The sequence below is a fragment of the Acidovorax sp. LjRoot66 genome (genome assembly GCF_964253305.1).
GTDB lineage: Bacteria > Pseudomonadota > Gammaproteobacteria > Burkholderiales > Burkholderiaceae_C > Acidovorax.
This window is the reverse complement of sequence record NZ_CAXUQU020000001.1, coordinates 5,766,349-5,781,942: the sequence shown is the minus strand read 5'-3', so window position 1 is coordinate 5,781,942 and position 15,594 is coordinate 5,766,349. Positions and strand designations below refer to the sequence as shown.

Below are 15,594 nucleotides of genomic sequence, written 5' to 3'. Positions count from 1 at the left end.
TGGTGCGGTTGTCTCTGGCGCCATCATCGGCGGTTTTTGCGCTGCCAGCCTGTCATCGGGCTTGCAGTCGGCGCCACTTGCCGGGATGATGTTGCGCCAGAGGAGAACACCCCATGGCCCTGGACACCAAAACGCCGCACGACCCCGCCTGGCTCGAGCTGATGTACAACAACCGGGCCCTGGTGCCCGAGCACGTGAACTATTTCGCCCGCTGGGCGAAGGAGTCGGCCCAGGTGCGGGCCGACCACCCCTGCGTGGCCGACCTGGCCTATGGCAAGGGCGCGCGCGAGACCCTGGATATCTTTCCCACCACCCAGTTGCCGCCCGGCTCCGGCAAGGGGGCGCCGGTGCTGGTCTTCATCCACGGCGGTTACTGGCGTGCGCTCGACAAGTCGGACCACTCCTTCATTGCGCCGGCGTTCAACCGTGAAGGCGTCTGCGTGGTGGTGGTCAATTACTCGCTGTGCCCCGGCACCCCGGAGGCACCGGTCGGCATTCCCCAGATCATGCGGCAGATGGAAAAGGCCATTGCCTGGATCTGGCAGAACATCGGGCGCTATGGCGGCGACCCGCACCGCATCACGGTGGCGGGGCATTCGGCGGGCGGGCAACTGGCAGCCATGCTGCTCACCAGCGTCTGGCCCCTGATTGGCAACCTGCCCGACGGTGCGGTGCGCAGCGCCCTGTCCATCTCGGGCGTGCACGACCTCGATCCACTGATGCACACGCCCTTCCTTCAGGAGACACTCAAACTCACCGAGCAGCAGGTGCTGCAGTACAGCCCGGCACGCCTGCAGGCACCCGGCCAGGGCATGCTGTACTGCGCCGTGGGCGGCGATGAGAGCCCGGAGTTCATCCGCCAGGCGCGGCTGGTGCAGGATGCCTGGGGCTCGCACGCCGTGCCGCGCTGCCAGGTGCAGGAAGGCCTGAACCACTTCAGCATCGTCGATGCGCTGGCCAGGCCTGGGCACGATGTGCACCACATGGCCTTGATCCTTCTGAGGGCCTGAGGCTTTTTCAGACCCTCGGAGGATTACATCAGCAGGTGCTCTCCCGCGTTGTCGCCGCCCAGGATCACGTAGTTCACCTTGCGGATGTCCATCAGCTTCTTGCCGCCAGCGTAGCTGATGGAGCTTTGCACGTCCTGTTCCATCTCGATCAGGGTACCCGCCAGCTTGCCCTTGATGGGTTCGAGGATGCGCTTGCCCTCGACGTGCTTGTACTCGCCCTTGTTGAAGTCGCTGGCCGAGCCGTAGTACTCCTTGAACAGCGCACCGTCCACTTCCACCGTGTTGCCGGGCGATTCCTCGTGGCCGGCGAACAGCGAGCCGATCATGACCATGCTGGCGCCAAAGCGGATGCTCTTGGCGATGTCGCCATGGCTGCGGATGCCGCCGTCGGCAATGATGGGCTTGGTGGCCACGCGGGCGCACCACTTGAGCGCGGACAGCTGCCAGCCGCCCGTGCCGAAGCCGGTCTTGAGCTTGGTGATGCAGACCTTGCCCGGCCCTACGCCGACCTTGGTGGCGTCGGCGCCCCAGTTCTCCAGGTCGATCACCGCCTCGGGCGTGGCCACGTTGCCGGCGATCACGAAGGCCGCAGGCAATTTGGACTTGAGGTAGCCGATCATGTTCTTCACGCTGTCGGCATGGCCGTGCGCGATGTCGATGGTCACGTACTCGGGCGTGATGCCCGCAGCCGCCAGCTGGTCCACGGTGTCGTAGTCGGGTTGCTTCACACCCAGCGAGATCGAGGCATAGCAGCCCTTGGCATGCATATCCTTGACGAACTGCAGGTTGTCCAGGTCGAAGCGGTGCATGACGTAGAAATAACCGTTCTGCGCCATCCAGGTGCAGATGGTTTCGTCCACCACCGTCTTCATGTTGGCTGGCACGACCGGCAGGCGGAAGGTGCGCCCGCCCAGTTCCACGCCGGCATCGCATTCCGAGCGGCTTTCCACCTGGCACTTGCGCGGCAGCAAGAGCACGTTGTCGTAGTCGAAGATTTCCATGAGATTTCCAAGCTCCATAAAGGGCTGCAGCAAAACAATTTCTGCTGCAGTGGGCGCTTGGCTTGGAGACCGGTTCTGTGGCTGCGGCCGTGCTGGCCGCAGCGAACCCTGCTGTGCGCAGGCAAAAAAAACCGGGCTGCAAGAAACTTGGGCCCGGTGACTGATTCTACCCGTGCCATCCGGTGCGGGTATATCCCTACTGTTATCTCTCCAATAGGGAACGGGTTCTAGGGGGCGCAGCGCGACTGTGCTGCATCGATGATCCGCCCGTCCTTGTCCTGCACCCAGCCCACCAGGCGCAGGCGGTCGGTTTTGGCGCTTTCAGGGATATAGATGGGGCGCGAGTCGCGCCAGCCTGAGCGCTCACCCTTGGACAGGGTGTGCGGGTTGTCCAGCGAGCGCTGGTACACGTTGCGCACCAGGTGACGGGCAACGGGCGAGCCCTCGGTGCCCGCCGGGATGGATTCCACCAGCAGCAGGTAGAAGGCGCCTGCATCGGGCCCTGCGGCGGGCGCAGCGCCCCGGGTGGGCACGGGGGAGAAGGCGATGGAGGCGCCCAGGTAGTCGTTGATAGCCGGCCCGTGCGACACCCGCAGCCGGCTGCCCTGCACACCCTGCACCGGGGCGGTGTTCACATCCGTGGCCGTGGGCGCCGTGCGGCCCAGGGCGGCCAGCCGCGCCAGGGCATCGCGCGTGGCGGCGGCCGACAGCGGCGCGTCGTCGCCCTGGGTGCCGGGCACGATCCAGTCCAGCACCAGGGTGCCGGGTGCCGAGGGGGCCGGCGTGGCCTTGTCGGCCCAGCAACTCTCGCAGTCGGCGCTCACGAAGCGCTCGAACAGGGCCACGGGGCGCGGCATGCCGTCGCTGCTGCAGCTCGACTGGGCCGCGAGATGGGGGGCGTGCAGGGCCAGCAGCATGGCTGCGGCAAGGGCAATGTTTTTCATGGCAGGCGGTGGCGCTTTCTACAATGCCCCCATGTTCCCACAAGACCTGTTTCCGGGTGCGCCCGAGCCCCTGGAGTCCTCCACGCCCGCCGCCCCCTCCGCTGTGCCGCCGCTGCTGGCCAATCTGAACCCCGAACAGCTCGCCGCCGTCACCCTGCCGGCGGGGCATGCGCTCATCCTGGCGGGCGCCGGCTCGGGCAAGACCCGGGTGCTCACCACGCGCATTGCCTGGCTGCTGCAGAACGGCTACGCCACGCCCGGCGGCATCCTGGCCGTGACCTTCACCAACAAGGCCGCCAAGGAAATGGTGGCGCGCCTGTCGGCCATGCTGCCGGTGAACGTGCGCGGCATGTGGATCGGCACCTTCCACGGCCTGTGCAACCGGCTGCTGCGCGCGCACCACAAGCCGGCGGGCCTGCCGCAGTCGTTCCAGATCCTGGACACGCAGGACCAGCTCTCGGCCGTCAAGCGCCTGTGCAAGCAGCACAACGTGGACGACGAGCGCTTTCCGCCCAAGCAGCTCGCGTATTTCATCTCCGGCTGCAAGGAAGAAGGCCTGCGCCCGGGCGACGTGCAGGCCAACGACAGCGATACGCGCAAGAAGATCGAGGTCTACCAGCTCTACGAAGAGCAGTGCCAGCGCGAGGGCGTGGTGGATTTTGGCGAGCTGATGCTGCGCAGCTACGAGCTGCTGCGCGACAACGACCCGATTCGCGAGCACTACCAGCGCCGCTTCGCGCACATCCTGGTGGACGAGTTCCAGGACACCAACAAGCTGCAGTACGCCTGGCTCAAGCAACTGGCCGGCAACGACAGCGGTGGGCGCTTCGAGGCGCGTGGCAGCGTGATCGCCGTGGGCGACGACGACCAGAGCATCTACGCCTTTCGCGGGGCGCGCGTGGGCAACATGGCCGACTTCGTGCGCGAGTTCGATGTGCAGCAACAGATCAAGCTCGAGCAGAACTACCGCAGCTACAGCAACATCCTCGACTCGGCCAACGCCCTCATCAGCCACAACAGCCGCCGCCTGGGCAAGAACCTGCGCACCACGCAGGGCCCCGGCGAGCCGGTGCGTGTGTACGAGGCCACCACCGACCTGGCCGAAGCGCAGTGGATGGTGGACGAGATCCGGCAACTGGTGAAGAGCGACAGCTTCGAGCGCAAGGAGATCGCCGTGCTCTACCGCAGCAATGCACAGAGCCGGGTGATCGAATCGGCGCTGTTCAACGCCAGCGTGCCCTACCGCGTGTACGGCGGCCTGCGCTTTTTCGAGCGCGCGGAAATCAAGCACGCGCTGGCCTACCTGCGCCTGCTGGAGAACCCGCACGACGACACCAGCTTTCTGCGCGTGGTCAACTTTCCGCCACGCGGCATCGGCGCGCGCAGCATTGAGGTGCTGCAGGACGCGGCACGCGCGGCCGGTTGCTCGCTGCACGACGGCGTGAGCGCCGTGCCCGGCAAGGCAGGCGCCAATCTCTCGGCCTTCGTTGCCATGGTGGACGTGCTGCGCGAGCAGACCGAGGGCATGAACCTGCGCAAGATCATCGAGCAGATGCTGCAGTCCTCGGGCTTGGTGGAGCATTTCCGCGCCGAGAAGGAAGGCGCCGACCGCATCGAGAACCTGGAGGAACTGGTCAACGCGGCCGAGAGCTTCGTCACGCAGGAGGGTTTTGGCCGCGATGCCGTGGCCCTGCCGGTGGACGAGCTGCGCAACGACCGCCTCACGCAAAGCCCCGCCAGCCAGGGGCTTGACCCCGATGCGCCGGTGACCGACGAGGCCCTGCCCACCGTGGCCGGCATCGTCGACGCCGACACGGGCGAAACGCTGTCGCCCCTGGCGGCCTTCCTCACCCATGCAGCGCTGGAGGCCGGTGACAACCAGGCCCAGGCCGGGCAGGACGCCGTGCAGCTGATGACGGTGCATGCCAGCAAGGGCCTGGAGTTCGATGGCGTCTTCATCGGCGGCATGGAGGAGGGCCTGTTCCCGCACGAGAACTCGGCCAACGAGCGCGAAGGCCTGGAGGAAGAGCGCCGCCTGATGTACGTGGCCATCACCCGTGCGCGCAAGCGCCTGTACCTGAGCCATTCGCAGACGCGCATGCTGCACGGCCAGACGCGCTACAACATCAAGAGCCGCTTTTTCGACGAGCTGCCCGAGGCGGCGCTCAAGTGGATCACGCCCAAGCAGCAAGGCTTTGGCACCTATGCGCCCAACGCGGGCAGCAACCCGTTCGGCCAGCGCGAACGCAGCCCATTCGGCTCCGGCCGCTCGGAGCAGTTCGCCAGCCCCCCGGTGCCGGTGCAGAAGGCCGCGCCATCGCATGGCCTGCGCGTGGGCCTGGCCGTGTTCCACACCAAGTTCGGTGAGGGCAAGGTGCTGGCGCTGGAGGGCACGGGCGACGATGCGCGGGCCCAGGTGAGCTTTCCGCGCCACGGCACCAAGTGGCTGGCGCTGTCGGTGGCCAAGCTCACGATCGTCGATTGAAGGGGTTCGCCTTTTTGGCGCCCTTTTCTGACAGACAGCGGGGGCCGGGACCGCAAAAATGGAGATTCCAAGGGGCTGCGCCCGCGCCGTCCGGCACACGCCCTCCGTCCCGACGGCCAGGGAGGACCCCGCCCATGCTGTTCCATCCATCCCCCATGTCCCGCGCCGCCGTGGCCGGCGCCTGTGTGCTGGCGTTGGCCCTGGCCGGCTGCGACAAGGTGCCCAAGCCCAAGGCCCAGGAGGCGCCGGCCCCGGTCGCCGCGCCGGCACCTGCACCCGCCAAATAGCGGTGCCCCCTCAGGCACCGCTGGCGCGATCAGTCCACCTTGATGTTGCGTGCCTTGACCACGCGGCTGTAGATGTCCGCGTCGCGGCGCACCATGGCGGCCATCTCGGTGCGTGTCACGCCCAGGGGCTCGCTGTGCAACTCGCGGATGCGGCGCGACAGGTCGGGGTCCTTGCTCGCCTCGACCAGCAACGCGTTGAAGCGGGTCAGGATGGGCTGCGGCGTGGCGGCGGGCGCCCAGATGCCGTGCCAGGACATCATCGAGAAGCCCGGCATCACCTCCGACAGCGTGGGCACATCGGGCAGAGCGGGGTGGCGCGTGGGGCCCGAGTAGGCAAGGGCCTGCACCTTGCCGCTGCTGATGAGCTGGTAGCCGGTGGCGATGGGCTCCATCAGCGTGTCCACCTGGCCGCCCACCAGGTCGGCGATGGGGCTGGCGCGGTAGGGCACGTGCAGCATGTCGATGCCGACCTCGTCCTTGAGCGATTCCACGATCAGTTGCGAGGGGCTGCCCGCGCCGTACGAGGCGTGCGAGTAGGTACCCGGCTTGGCCTTGGCGGCGGCCACCAGGTCCTTGACGGTCTTGGCCGGGAACTTGTTGGTGGCGATCAGCACCAGACCCTGGCGCATGGTGGTGGCCACGGGCACCAGGTCCTTGTCGGGGTCGAACGGCAGCTTGCTGTAGATGAAGGGGTTGATCGTGAACGCCGTGGACAGGTTGTACACGAAGGTGTAGCCGTCCGGCGCTGCCTTGGCCACCGCGTCCGAGGCCAGGTTGCCGGCGGTACCCGGACGGTTGTCGATCACCACCGGCACACCGAGCTTCTTGCCCGCGTAGTCGCCGTACATGCGGGCGAAGATGTCCGGCGGCGTGCCGGGCGCAAAGCCCACCACGATCTTGATGGGCTTGTTCGGCCACTCGGCCCCCTGGGCCAGGGCCTTGCCGGCCAGCAGCGTACCGGCGGCCAGCACCAGCATCGTCTTCATCACCATTGTTCTGCGCATTCTTGTCTCCTGTCGCGGGTTCGTGTCCGCTTGTGTGGTCTGTTCGCTTCGCTCGTTTACCGCGCAACGCCGCCATGGCGTGCACCGCACCGTGTGGATCTGTCCGTCAATCGATGGCATCACTCCTTTCGTGCCGGGCGTGGCTGCGCCAGAGCCGCCGATTCCGGTGGGCGGGCTGTGGGAGGGGCATGCGTGGCCTGTGGGTCGCTATCAGTCCACCTGGGCGCCGGAGCGTTTCACTGCTTCGCCCCACTTGGCGACCTCGGTCGTGCCGAAGGTGGCCATCTCCGAAGCGTTCATGGCCGCGGATTCAATGCCCTGCGCGGCGAGCTTCTCGCGCACCTCGGGCTGGGCCAGCACGGCCTGCGTGGCATCGCGCAAGGCGTCGCGCTGCGCGGCCGGCATCGAGGCGGGCGCATACAGCATGAACCAGGCGACCAGGTCGAAATCCGCCACGCCCTGCTCGGCCAGTGTGGGCACGTCGGGCGCAGCCGCGCTGCGCCTGGCGCTCGACGCACCCAGGGCGCGCAGCTTGCCCGCACGGATGTGCGGCAGCACGGCGGCCGGGTGGTAGAACATGAACTGCACGTTGCCGCCCATCAGCTCGGTGAGCGCCTGCGCGCCATCGCGGTAGGGCACGTGCACGAAGTCCTTGGCCAGGCGGATGTTCAGCGTCTCGCCCGCCAGGTGGCCCGAGGTGCCATTGCCCGCCGAGGCGAAACTCACGGATTTGCCACTGGCCTGGCGCAGGTCGGCCACACTCTTCCATGGGGCGCTGGCCGGCACCACCAGCAAGGTGGGCGTGGCGCCTGCAAAGCCCAGCGGCACGAAGTCGCGCAGCGGCTGGTAGGGCAGCTTCTTGTACAGCGTGGGGTTGATGGCATGCGTGCCCACGGTGCCCATGAGCAGGGTGTTGGCATCGGCGCCTGCACGGGCCACCATCTCGCTGCCGATGGTGCCGCCCGCACCGGGTTTGTTCTCCACGATCACCGTCTGCCCGAGCTGGCGGCCCAGGGCCTCGGCCAGCACCCGGCCCACGATGTCGGTCGAGGTGCCGGCGGCAAAGGGCACGACCAGCTTGAGGGGGCGGCCGCTGCCCTGGGCGCTGGCACTGGCGGCCAGCAGCGCCAGGGTGGTGGCGGCAAGGATCTGCCTGCGCTGCGTCATGCTGCTTCCCCAAAGCCGTCGGGCAGGCTGCCCTCGTACTGCAGTTCGCGCGTGGCCTGGTAGGACAGCGCAAAGCCGCTCGGCGTCTCGGCCTCTTCGGCCAAGTGGGCGATGAGGCCCGCCGTGCGCGCCAGGATGGGCACGCCGCGCAGCGACGCCACGGGGAAGCCCACACCCATCAGCACGGCAGGGATCGCGGCCGACACGTTCAGGCGCAGCTCCTTGCCGACGATGGCGGGGATCACCTTTTCCAGCGCCTGGGCGATCTGCACGTAGCGCAGGTCGGCGCCGGCTTCGGTGGCCACAGCGATGAGCCGGCCCACGCGCGGGTCCACCTCCTTGTGCAGCGGGTGGCCATAGCCCGGAATGGAGCGGCGCGCGGCCTTGAGCTCGCTGACCACGGCCGTGGCCGCATCGTCGAGCGTGGCGCCGGCATCGACCCGCGCCGCCACGTCGGCGAACATGCGGCCCGCCGTTTCCGATGCGCCCAGGATCACTGAGCCACAGCCCAGGATGCCGGCGGCCACCGCGCCCTGCAGCGCATCGGGCGCCGCGGCAAAGGTCATGCGGCTGGCCTGCACGCTGGGCACCAGGCCGTGCTCGGCGATCGCCACCAGGGTGGCGTTGAGCACCGCGCTGCAGGCCGCATCGGGCCGGCGGCCGGTGAGCAGCAGGAAGAAGTAGTCGGCGAACGAGATGTGGCCGATCAGGTCCTGGCACAGGTCCTCGCCGCGCACGACGATGGTGTGCTCGTTCGAGGTGCAGATGGCGGTGCGCGGGACAGTGGATTTTCCGATTTTCATGGAGCGGCTTTCAGGCGTGTTGCGGTTCGAGGCGGAAGTCGTAGTGCGCCGACCACCAGGGCGCGGCCTGTGCGCTGCCGTCGGGCGCCTGGCCCACGGGGTGCTGCTCGAAGTCCACGATCAGGCTGGGGCGCACGCCGAACACCGCATCCGATTCGATGTAGGGGCTGCCCGCCACGAAGAGGTGGGTGGTGACCGGGGCATGCCCTGGCGCCGAGACCATCATGTGGATGTGACCGGGGCGGTTGGGGTGGCGGCCCATGCCGTCGAGCATGCGGCCCACGGGGCCATCCACCGGCACGGGGTAGAAGCTCGGGCGGATCGACCAGAACCAGTAGCGGCCCTGGTCATCGGTGCGGACGCGCGCGCGCGCGGCCATGCCCGAGCCTTCCACCTGCATGTCGTACACGCCCTCGCCGTCGCCCGACCAGATGTCGAGCAGCGCGCCCGCCAGCGGCTGGCCGTGCGTGTCGGTCACGCGGCCACTGTAGAAGGTGGGTTCGCCCTTGACGCCTTCGGACAGGTTGGCGCCCAGCGGCAGCTCGGGTGCGCCCTCCCAGTAGTAGGGGCCCTGCACCGTGGCCTCGGTGGCTTCGGTCATGCGCTGGCTGCCCTTGGCGTGGGCCGTGGCGCGCAACTGGTCGAGCATCACCACCATCATCGAGGCACCCAGCGTGTCCGACAGCAGGATGAACTCCTGGCGCTGGCCGGTGCAGGCCTTGCCCACGGCGGTGAGGAATTCGATGCCCTGCATCCATTCATCGGGCTTCAAGTCCACCTCGCGGATGAAGGCATGCAGGTGCGTGACCAGCGACTGCATGATCTCTGCAAAGCGCGGGTCGCCTGCGCCCTCCAGGCGCTGCAGCACGGCCTGGGTCAGCTCGTTTTCATTCGATGGGGTCATGGGTTTTTGTCTCCTTGTCTTTTCTTGGGATCGGCTGGCGGGTCAGAGTGCTTGCCCGAGCCGCTGGCGTATCGGCCCGACGATGGCCGCGTTGTCGGCCCCCAGCGTGGGGGGCGCCGTGACTTCCAGCGCACGCTCGCCGTCGAAGCTCACGGGCGAGCGGATGGTGCGCCACTGGCCGCCCGCGGGGTGGGGGGCGCTCACTTCCAGCTGCAGGTGGCGGGCCTGGGGGTCTTCCATGGCCTCGCGGGTGTCGTACATGGGGGCGTGCGGCACGTCCTGGGCTTCGAGCCGGGCGCACCAGGTGGCGCGCGTCTGTTCGCGGAACAGGCCGCCGAGCAGGTCAATCAAGTCCTCCTGGTGGGCGATGCGCGCTTCGCGCGTCGCAAAGCGCGGGTCGTCGAACAGGCGCGGGCGCTCGATGGCGTTGGCCAGGCCCTGCCAGAATTTTTCGGGCGAGGACATGTGCAGCGCGATCCACAGGCCGTCGGAGCATTCCAGCACGTAGGACTGCGAGACGCTGGGCCGGCTGTAGGGGCCCATGACTTCGTCCTCGGAAAAGTAGTGCGTGAACGCATCGAGGTTGAAGTGGCACATGGCCTCGAGCATGGACACCTCGACCTTGCGGCCCACGCCCGTGCGGCCGCGCTCGACAATCGCGCCCAGTACGCCGTAGGCGGCATAGAAGCCGGTCATCGCATCGGCCAGCGCCGGGCCCACCACGCGCGGGTTGGCGGGGTTCACCAACAGCTTGAGAAAGGCGCTCGCGGCCTGGGCCACGGTGTCGTAGGCCGGGCGGCCTGCGGCCGGGCCGGTCTGGCCGAAGCCGCTGATCGCGCAGTACACCAGGCGCGGGTTCAGTCCGCGCAGCCGGGCTTCGCCCGCGCCCAGCCGTTCGGCCGCGCCGGGGCGAAAGTTCTGGATGTACACGTCCGCATCCTTGACCAGCTCGTCGAACACCGCGGCATCTTCGGGCAGCTTGGGGTTGAGCGTGATGCTGCGCTTGTTGCGGTTGTAGGTCTGGAAATGCGGGCTGTAGAGGCCGCCTCGGAACGCGCGGAACGGGTCGCCCGCGCCGGGCTGCTCGATCTTGATGACCTCGGCCCCCAGGTCGGCCAGGAACATGCCTGCCGCCGGGCCCGTGATGAACGTGCCTTGTTCCAGCACCTTGATACCGCTGAGGACTTTGTGCACCTCGTTGTCTCCTGTTGTAGGTCTCTGGCCGCCCGCTTTTCAGGGTCGGCCTTGTGGGTTGGAGGCGACTGTAGGCGGCGCGGCGGATTCCTGGAAATGATTGTTTTTCATGGTTACCATCGACAGCATCGATCAACCACTGGTGGCACGCCATGGAACTCAGGCACCTGCGCTACTTCATTGCCCTGGCCGGCTCGCTCAACTTCACGCGCGCTGCCGAGCGGCTGCATGTCACGCAGTCCACGCTGTCGCACCAGATCAAGCAGCTCGAAGAGGAGATCGGCGCGGCGCTGTTCGACCGCTCGGGCAAGCGCGTGGCGCTGACCGGGGCGGGCGACGAGTTCCTGCACTACTGCACCAAGGCCCTGCACGAGATCGACCTGGGCCTGGGCGCGCTGCGCCAGAACGGCTCGGAGGTGGCGGGCGAGCTGCACATCGGCTCCACGCACACCTTCAACCTGGGTTTCATCCCGGGGTGCATCGCCGCCTTCCACGAGCGCCATCCGCGCGTGAAGGTGGTGGTCGAGGAACTGTCGGCCGACCACATCGCCGCGCGCCTGCAGCAGGGCACGCTGGACCTGGGCATCGCCTACCGGCCGGCTGTGCCCGGGCCGCTGCAGTTCGAGCCGCTGTACAACGAGGAGATGGTGCTGGTGGTGGCCAAGGGCCACCCGCTGGCGCGGCGCAAGCGCGTGCGCATGGTCGAGCTGCACCGCATGCCCATGGCCCTGCTGCCCGCCAGCTTTGCCACGCGGCAGATGCTGGACGAGTGCTTTCGCTCCTGCGGCGCCGAGCCGCAGGTGGTAGCCGAGATCAACACCCTGGCGCCGATGATGGACCTGGTGGGCAAGACGCAGCTCGCCTCCATCGTCGCGGCCAATGTGGTGTCAGCGCATTCGGGGCTGGTGGTGGTGCGGCTCGAAAGCCCCACGCCGGTGCGCACGCCGGGCATGCTGTGGTCGCCGCTGGCGCGCGAGTCGGCCTCCACGCGCGCCTTCTCGGCCATCGTGCGCAAGCTCGCGCTGCACGGCAGCCTCAAGGACCTGGCGAAGCGAAAGGGCCTGCCCGCCTGAAGGCCCTCTGCCACCTCAGCCGAAATGAACCCAGTGGTTGTCCATGCGCGCGCCGGCCAGTTCTTTGGCATGCGCGTGCGTGAGCGGGCTTGGGGAGCGAGCGTCTTCCAGGGAATGCGAAACACCGGCGGCCCACAGCCGGCCGCTGCCCACCGCCAGTGCGCACACTTCCTCCAGGCCCACTAGGCCGCGCCACTGGCCATCGGGCGTGAAGGTGGCCACGCCCTGGCTGCGCGGGCAGCTCACGGCCCAGCCCTCGGCGGTGCTGGCGATGCTGCCGCCATAGCCTGCCATCGACTGGCCGGCGGGGCACAGGCGCAAGGCCTTGCCATCAAAGAGCGCGAGGATGGGCGCAGCCGCCTTGTCCGCCGCCTTGGCGTGCTCGGCCTGCAGGGCAATGCCCAGCACCGTGCGCTCGGCATTCCAGGCCAGGTGGCGCAGACTCAGGCGCGCATCGGGCAGGCGCCACTGGCCCTGCAGCTCGCCGCTCTGGCCGTGCAGCCGCACGATGCTCGAATCCATGGTGTGCAGGTCGCGCTTGGTGCGTCCGGTTTCGGGGGCGGTGGGCACGCCGCCGTTGGCCACGATCAGCGCTGGTGGGACGCCCTGGGCCGTGGGCGCCCAGATCAGCTCGTGTGCATCGATGCCGTGCGTGGCCCACTCGTCCACGGTTTCCAGGCTGCGCGCATCGCGCCGCGCCACCAGGCTGGCGCCTGTGTCCACGTCGGTCTCGGTGGTGTAGAGATAGCGGCCATCGGCGCTGGCCATCACATGGCCGTTGAACGAGCGTGTCGCATCCACCCAGTGCCACTGCGCCTTGTCGGCGGGCTGGCCCGGGTGCCAGCGCACCAGCCAGTCGCCGGGGCGGCGCGCGCTGGCGACCATGCTGCCATCGGGCAGGCGGGCCAGGCCGTGAGCGCGCGTGGGCACTTCCAGCACCTGGCGCACCTGCAGGGGCGAAGGCCCGCCGGCCTGTGCGGCCAGCACGCCGATGCGGTAGCTGCCATCGGCCTGCTGCCAGGCAGCCAGCAGTTGCATGGCTGCCGCCGCGGCGGGGGCTGCGTGGGTTGCCAGCGGCATCGCCGCCAGGCCGCCCATCAACCACAAGGCCTCGCGGCGGCTCAGCGCGGCGTTCACCTCAATCTCCATCGGCGTCCGAGAAGCCGATGCTCACCTGCAGCGCGGGCGCGATCTCGGCCTCGGCCAGGCGCTTGAGCGCGGCCAGCTCCCTGGACGCCTGCAGCACCCGTTCGCCACCGGCCTTGCCGGTGGCGCCGGACTGGTCGATGGCCTGCAGCGCCTTGTCCACACGCTGCGTGGTGGCCAGCAACTGGTCGGCCAGCGGGTTCAGGCCGCGGCCGCGCAGGTAGGTTTCCAGCGGTACCAGGGCCTCGCCGGGCGTGGGGGTGGCGGCGCTTTCCGGCAGCACGGCCAGGGTGCGCAGCGCGTTCCACTCGGCCTTCCAGGCGGCAGAAGCCTGGCCGCTGGCCGCGCGCGGGTATTCGGGCGGGCGCGTGCCCTGGGCTGCGCGCAGCGGCTTTTCCATGTGCGCCCAGCGCAGGCGCTCGATGCCGCCCACCCACTGGTTGATGAACTCGCCCATGGCCGCAGTGGAGCGCTCCTGTTCGTCCTCGGCCGCCCAGTCGGTGCCGGCGGCGGTGTCGAAGGCGCTGGCCACGGCCACGGCCTCGCGCTCGATGTCCAGTGCCACCTCCACCGCATAGCTGCAGGCGGCCGACCCAGGGGCCACGGGCTGCGTCCACAGCAGCCATTCCAGTGCCGGCAGGCCCTTGGCGGGCGTGCCGATGCGCTCGAAGGCCTTGGCGCCCTGCGGCTGGGTCTTGATGGCGCGTTCGATCAGGGCCGGGCGCGTGGGGGCAAAGTCCATCTGCCGCTGGGTGCGGCGCGCGATCACCGGGCCCACGGCCACGGCGCCCAGCGTCTCCCAGGCCATCATGCTGCGCTGCCAGGCGCTGCGGGCACCGTCGAGGGCGGTGGCCGACTGGCCGGCCGGTGCCTCGCACAGCGCGCGCACGGCCGGCGCCAGCGCCTGCGCGGCCGTGGCCAGATCCTGCGCGCGCGGCTTGCCCCAGCGGCCGTACAGGCTTTGCAGCGCGTGCGTGGTGTCGTAGAACGGCACGGCGTCGCGCTTCCAGCCGGTCTGGGCCTGCGCTGGCAGCAGCAGGGCGCCCAGGGCCAGGGCGGTCACCAGTGCGCGAAGGGAGGGGTGTTTCATAGCGACTCCACGAACTTGACCAGCGCATCGCGCTCGGCCTTGTTCATCTTGAGAACCTTGTCCTTGGCGGCCTCGGCCTCGCCGCCGTGCCACAGCACGGCCTCGAGCACGCCGCGGGCGCGGCCGTCGTGCAGCAGCCGGGTGTGGCCGTTCACGTCCTTGATCAGGCCCGTGCCCCACAGCGGCGGGGTCTTCCACTGCCGGCCATTGGCGGCGAAGTCGGGCCGGTTGTCGGCCAGGCGGTCACCCATGTCGTGCAGCAGCATGTCGGTATACGGCCAGATGCGCTGGCCCGACAGGGCCTTGCTCGTCAGGTGCGGGAAGGGGCCTTCCTTGGTGACATAGCTTGGCCGGTGGCAGGTGGCGCACTGGGCATTGGCGAACAGCGCCTGGCCGCGCACGACCTGTGCGTCCTTGGGGTTGCGGCGTGCGGGTGGTGCCAGCGTGGCTTGGTAGAACACCACGTCGTCGAAGGTCTTGTCGTCGATCTCCACGCCCGGCTGGCCCTGCGCGGCAGCGCTCTTGCCGCTCGGTGCGGCCAGGCAGTCCTTCTGCGTGGGGGTGCAGGTTTCGTTGGCGAAGTGCTTCGAGGTGATGCCCATGTCGCCCTGGAAGGCGCCACCGGTCTGGTGCGCGATGGTCGCGACATTGCCCTTCCAGCCGAAGCGGCCCAGCATCATCTGGCCCGAGGGCGCATCCCACACCCGGTTGGGCACGCCCTTGATGGGGCCTGCCGCAGCCGCCTGGTCCGCCGCGTTGGCCAGGATGTCGGCCTCGGCAATGGCTTCGAGCAGGCCCACGCCGATGATCTGCGGCGCGATGCGCGGGCTGAGCATGATCCCCTCGTCCATGGGGCCGTAGCCCAGGTCGGCAAAGCCGTAGCTCGGGTCGAGCAGCTCATAGCGCGTGCCGTCGGCGAACTGGCCCTTGATGGTCTTGTAGCGCAGGGTCACGCGGCCCTCGGGCTTGACGCCCTGCACGCCCGCGTTGTTGAACTGGTCGCCGTACACCGGGTCATGCTTCGGGCCACCATGGGCATCGGCACCCGGGATGGACAGGCGGATCAGCAGCGCCACCGTGGGGTCCTTGGTCTCGCCCAGGCGGTTGAAGATGGCTGGCGGCTCACCCCGGCCGTCCTGCACGTGGCAGCCCCCGCACGAGCGCGCGATGAAGTGCGGGCCCAGGCCATCGCGCGCCTTGGTGGAGGCGGGTGCCTCGACCCAGTTGCGGCGGAAGAACGAGTTGCCGATCACGAAGCGCGTGCGCTCCGCGTCATCGAGGTTGGCGGCCGGGAAGGAAAAGGCATTGCGGCCCGTGGCGTACACCGTGGTGTTGCCGCCGACCTTCTCGCCGAGTGGGTCGGCGGGGGTGTCGGCCATGAGGCCGCCCAGGGCCGCAAGGCCGATGCTGGCAATCGCCAGGCGCGTGGCGCGCCGGCGGTCAGGGGCTTGCAAAAGCGACATGGAACGAAAGGAAAGCGCAGGCG

14 protein-coding genes are annotated in these 15,594 nt (G+C 68.8%); 4 read left to right on the top strand and 10 right to left on the bottom strand.

What is annotated here, in order from left to right:
• The first annotated feature begins 113 nt into the window (after window positions 1-113).
• Window positions 114-1,010 (top strand): alpha/beta hydrolase, encoded by an 897-nt coding sequence (locus tag ACSQ3Y_RS27085; RefSeq protein WP_436179443.1) that lies wholly within the window; start codon window positions 114-116, stop codon window positions 1,008-1,010.
• 23 nt (window positions 1,011-1,033) lie between these two features.
• On the opposite strand, the gene ACSQ3Y_RS27080 is transcribed toward ACSQ3Y_RS27085, so the two are convergent.
• Both ACSQ3Y_RS27080 and ACSQ3Y_RS27075 read right to left on the bottom strand, forming a co-directional pair.
• Window positions 1,034-2,011: a GMP reductase gene (locus tag ACSQ3Y_RS27080; RefSeq protein ID WP_057202022.1), complete on the bottom strand. Its 978-nt coding sequence runs from the start codon at window positions 2,009-2,011 to the stop codon at window positions 1,034-1,036.
• A gap of 227 nt (window positions 2,012-2,238) precedes the next feature.
• Window positions 2,239-2,955, bottom strand: a complete 717-nt coding sequence (locus ACSQ3Y_RS27075; RefSeq protein ID WP_436179442.1) for a hypothetical protein — start codon at window positions 2,953-2,955, stop codon at window positions 2,239-2,241.
• Between the two features lie 31 nt (window positions 2,956-2,986).
• On the opposite strand from ACSQ3Y_RS27075, the gene ACSQ3Y_RS27070 reads away from it, so the two are divergent.
• Both ACSQ3Y_RS27070 and ACSQ3Y_RS27065 read left to right on the top strand, forming a co-directional pair.
• Window positions 2,987-5,440: a UvrD-helicase domain-containing protein gene (locus ACSQ3Y_RS27070; protein WP_436179441.1), complete on the top strand. Its 2,454-nt coding sequence runs from the start codon at window positions 2,987-2,989 to the stop codon at window positions 5,438-5,440.
• A gap of 134 nt (window positions 5,441-5,574) precedes the next feature.
• On the top strand, window positions 5,575-5,727 hold the full coding sequence (locus ACSQ3Y_RS27065) for a hypothetical protein (RefSeq protein ID WP_436179440.1): 153 nt from the start codon (window positions 5,575-5,577) through the stop codon (window positions 5,725-5,727).
• Between the two features lie 29 nt (window positions 5,728-5,756).
• Here the strand turns inward: ACSQ3Y_RS27065 and ACSQ3Y_RS27060 are convergent, their stop codons facing one another.
• From ACSQ3Y_RS27060 to ACSQ3Y_RS27040, 5 genes are all read right to left on the bottom strand, one after another.
• A complete protein-coding gene (locus tag ACSQ3Y_RS27060) occupies window positions 5,757-6,731 on the bottom strand; it encodes a Bug family tripartite tricarboxylate transporter substrate binding protein (protein ID WP_436179439.1) in 975 nt (324 codons plus the stop codon).
• Between the two features lie 210 nt (window positions 6,732-6,941).
• The gene (locus ACSQ3Y_RS27055) at window positions 6,942-7,898 is read right to left on the bottom strand and encodes a Bug family tripartite tricarboxylate transporter substrate binding protein (RefSeq protein ID WP_436179438.1); all 957 of its coding nucleotides are present in this window, start codon (window positions 7,896-7,898) and stop codon (window positions 6,942-6,944) included.
• Complete coding sequence (locus ACSQ3Y_RS27050) at window positions 7,895-8,701, bottom strand: citryl-CoA lyase (RefSeq protein ID WP_436179437.1); 807 nt, start codon at window positions 8,699-8,701, stop codon at window positions 7,895-7,897. The genes ACSQ3Y_RS27055 and ACSQ3Y_RS27050 overlap by 4 nt, the downstream gene beginning before the upstream one ends.
• 10 nt (window positions 8,702-8,711) lie before the next feature.
• Window positions 8,712-9,605 carry a dioxygenase gene (locus ACSQ3Y_RS27045; RefSeq protein ID WP_436179436.1) on the bottom strand — a complete coding sequence of 298 codons (894 nt, stop codon included), beginning with the start codon at window positions 9,603-9,605 and terminating at the stop codon, window positions 8,712-8,714.
• A gap of 42 nt (window positions 9,606-9,647) precedes the next feature.
• Window positions 9,648-10,799, bottom strand: a complete 1,152-nt coding sequence (locus ACSQ3Y_RS27040) for a CaiB/BaiF CoA transferase family protein (RefSeq protein ID WP_436179435.1) — start codon at window positions 10,797-10,799, stop codon at window positions 9,648-9,650.
• A gap of 152 nt (window positions 10,800-10,951) precedes the next feature.
• Between ACSQ3Y_RS27040 and ACSQ3Y_RS27035 the strand changes: the two genes are divergently transcribed.
• Window positions 10,952-11,872 (top strand): LysR substrate-binding domain-containing protein, encoded by a 921-nt coding sequence (locus ACSQ3Y_RS27035; RefSeq protein ID WP_436179434.1) that lies wholly within the window; start codon window positions 10,952-10,954, stop codon window positions 11,870-11,872.
• 15 nt (window positions 11,873-11,887) lie between these two features.
• On the opposite strand, the gene ACSQ3Y_RS27030 is transcribed toward ACSQ3Y_RS27035, so the two are convergent.
• From ACSQ3Y_RS27030 to ACSQ3Y_RS27020, 3 genes are read right to left on the bottom strand one after another with little or no spacing between them, the layout of a single operon-like run.
• Window positions 11,888-13,009 (bottom strand): DUF1513 domain-containing protein, encoded by a 1,122-nt coding sequence (locus ACSQ3Y_RS27030; RefSeq protein WP_436179433.1) that lies wholly within the window; start codon window positions 13,007-13,009, stop codon window positions 11,888-11,890.
• Between the two features lies 1 nt (window position 13,010).
• Complete coding sequence (locus tag ACSQ3Y_RS27025) at window positions 13,011-14,108, bottom strand: imelysin family protein (RefSeq protein WP_436179432.1); 1,098 nt, start codon at window positions 14,106-14,108, stop codon at window positions 13,011-13,013.
• Window positions 14,105-15,571: a di-heme oxidoredictase family protein gene (locus ACSQ3Y_RS27020; RefSeq protein ID WP_436179431.1), complete on the bottom strand. Its 1,467-nt coding sequence runs from the start codon at window positions 15,569-15,571 to the stop codon at window positions 14,105-14,107. The genes ACSQ3Y_RS27025 and ACSQ3Y_RS27020 overlap by 4 nt, the downstream gene beginning before the upstream one ends.
• Window positions 15,572-15,594: the final 23 nt, after the last annotated feature.

Excerpts from the sequence above, each read along its gene's own strand:
- ACSQ3Y_RS27035 (WP_436179434.1), top strand. The coding sequence starts at position 10,952 with ATGGAACTCAGGCACCTGCGCTACTTCATTGCCCTGGCCGGCTCGCTC.
- ACSQ3Y_RS27045 (WP_436179436.1), bottom strand. The coding sequence starts at position 9,605 with ATGACCCCATCGAATGAAAACGAGCTGACCCAGGCCGTGCTGCAGCGC.
- ACSQ3Y_RS27065 (WP_436179440.1), top strand. The coding sequence starts at position 5,575 with ATGCTGTTCCATCCATCCCCCATGTCCCGCGCCGCCGTGGCCGGCGCC.
- ACSQ3Y_RS27025 (WP_436179432.1), bottom strand. The coding sequence starts at position 14,108 with ATGAAACACCCCTCCCTTCGCGCACTGGTGACCGCCCTGGCCCTGGGC.
- ACSQ3Y_RS27050 (WP_436179437.1), bottom strand. The coding sequence starts at position 8,701 with ATGAAAATCGGAAAATCCACTGTCCCGCGCACCGCCATCTGCACCTCG.
- ACSQ3Y_RS27020 (WP_436179431.1), bottom strand. The coding sequence starts at position 15,571 with ATGTCGCTTTTGCAAGCCCCTGACCGCCGGCGCGCCACGCGCCTGGCG.
- ACSQ3Y_RS27055 (WP_436179438.1), bottom strand. The coding sequence starts at position 7,898 with ATGACGCAGCGCAGGCAGATCCTTGCCGCCACCACCCTGGCGCTGCTG.
- ACSQ3Y_RS27080 (WP_057202022.1), bottom strand. The coding sequence starts at position 2,011 with ATGGAAATCTTCGACTACGACAACGTGCTCTTGCTGCCGCGCAAGTGC.
- ACSQ3Y_RS27075 (WP_436179442.1), bottom strand. The coding sequence starts at position 2,955 with ATGAAAAACATTGCCCTTGCCGCAGCCATGCTGCTGGCCCTGCACGCC.
- ACSQ3Y_RS27070 (WP_436179441.1), top strand. The coding sequence starts at position 2,987 with ATGTTCCCACAAGACCTGTTTCCGGGTGCGCCCGAGCCCCTGGAGTCC.
- ACSQ3Y_RS27060 (WP_436179439.1), bottom strand. The coding sequence starts at position 6,731 with ATGCGCAGAACAATGGTGATGAAGACGATGCTGGTGCTGGCCGCCGGT.
- ACSQ3Y_RS27085 (WP_436179443.1), top strand. The coding sequence starts at position 114 with ATGGCCCTGGACACCAAAACGCCGCACGACCCCGCCTGGCTCGAGCTG.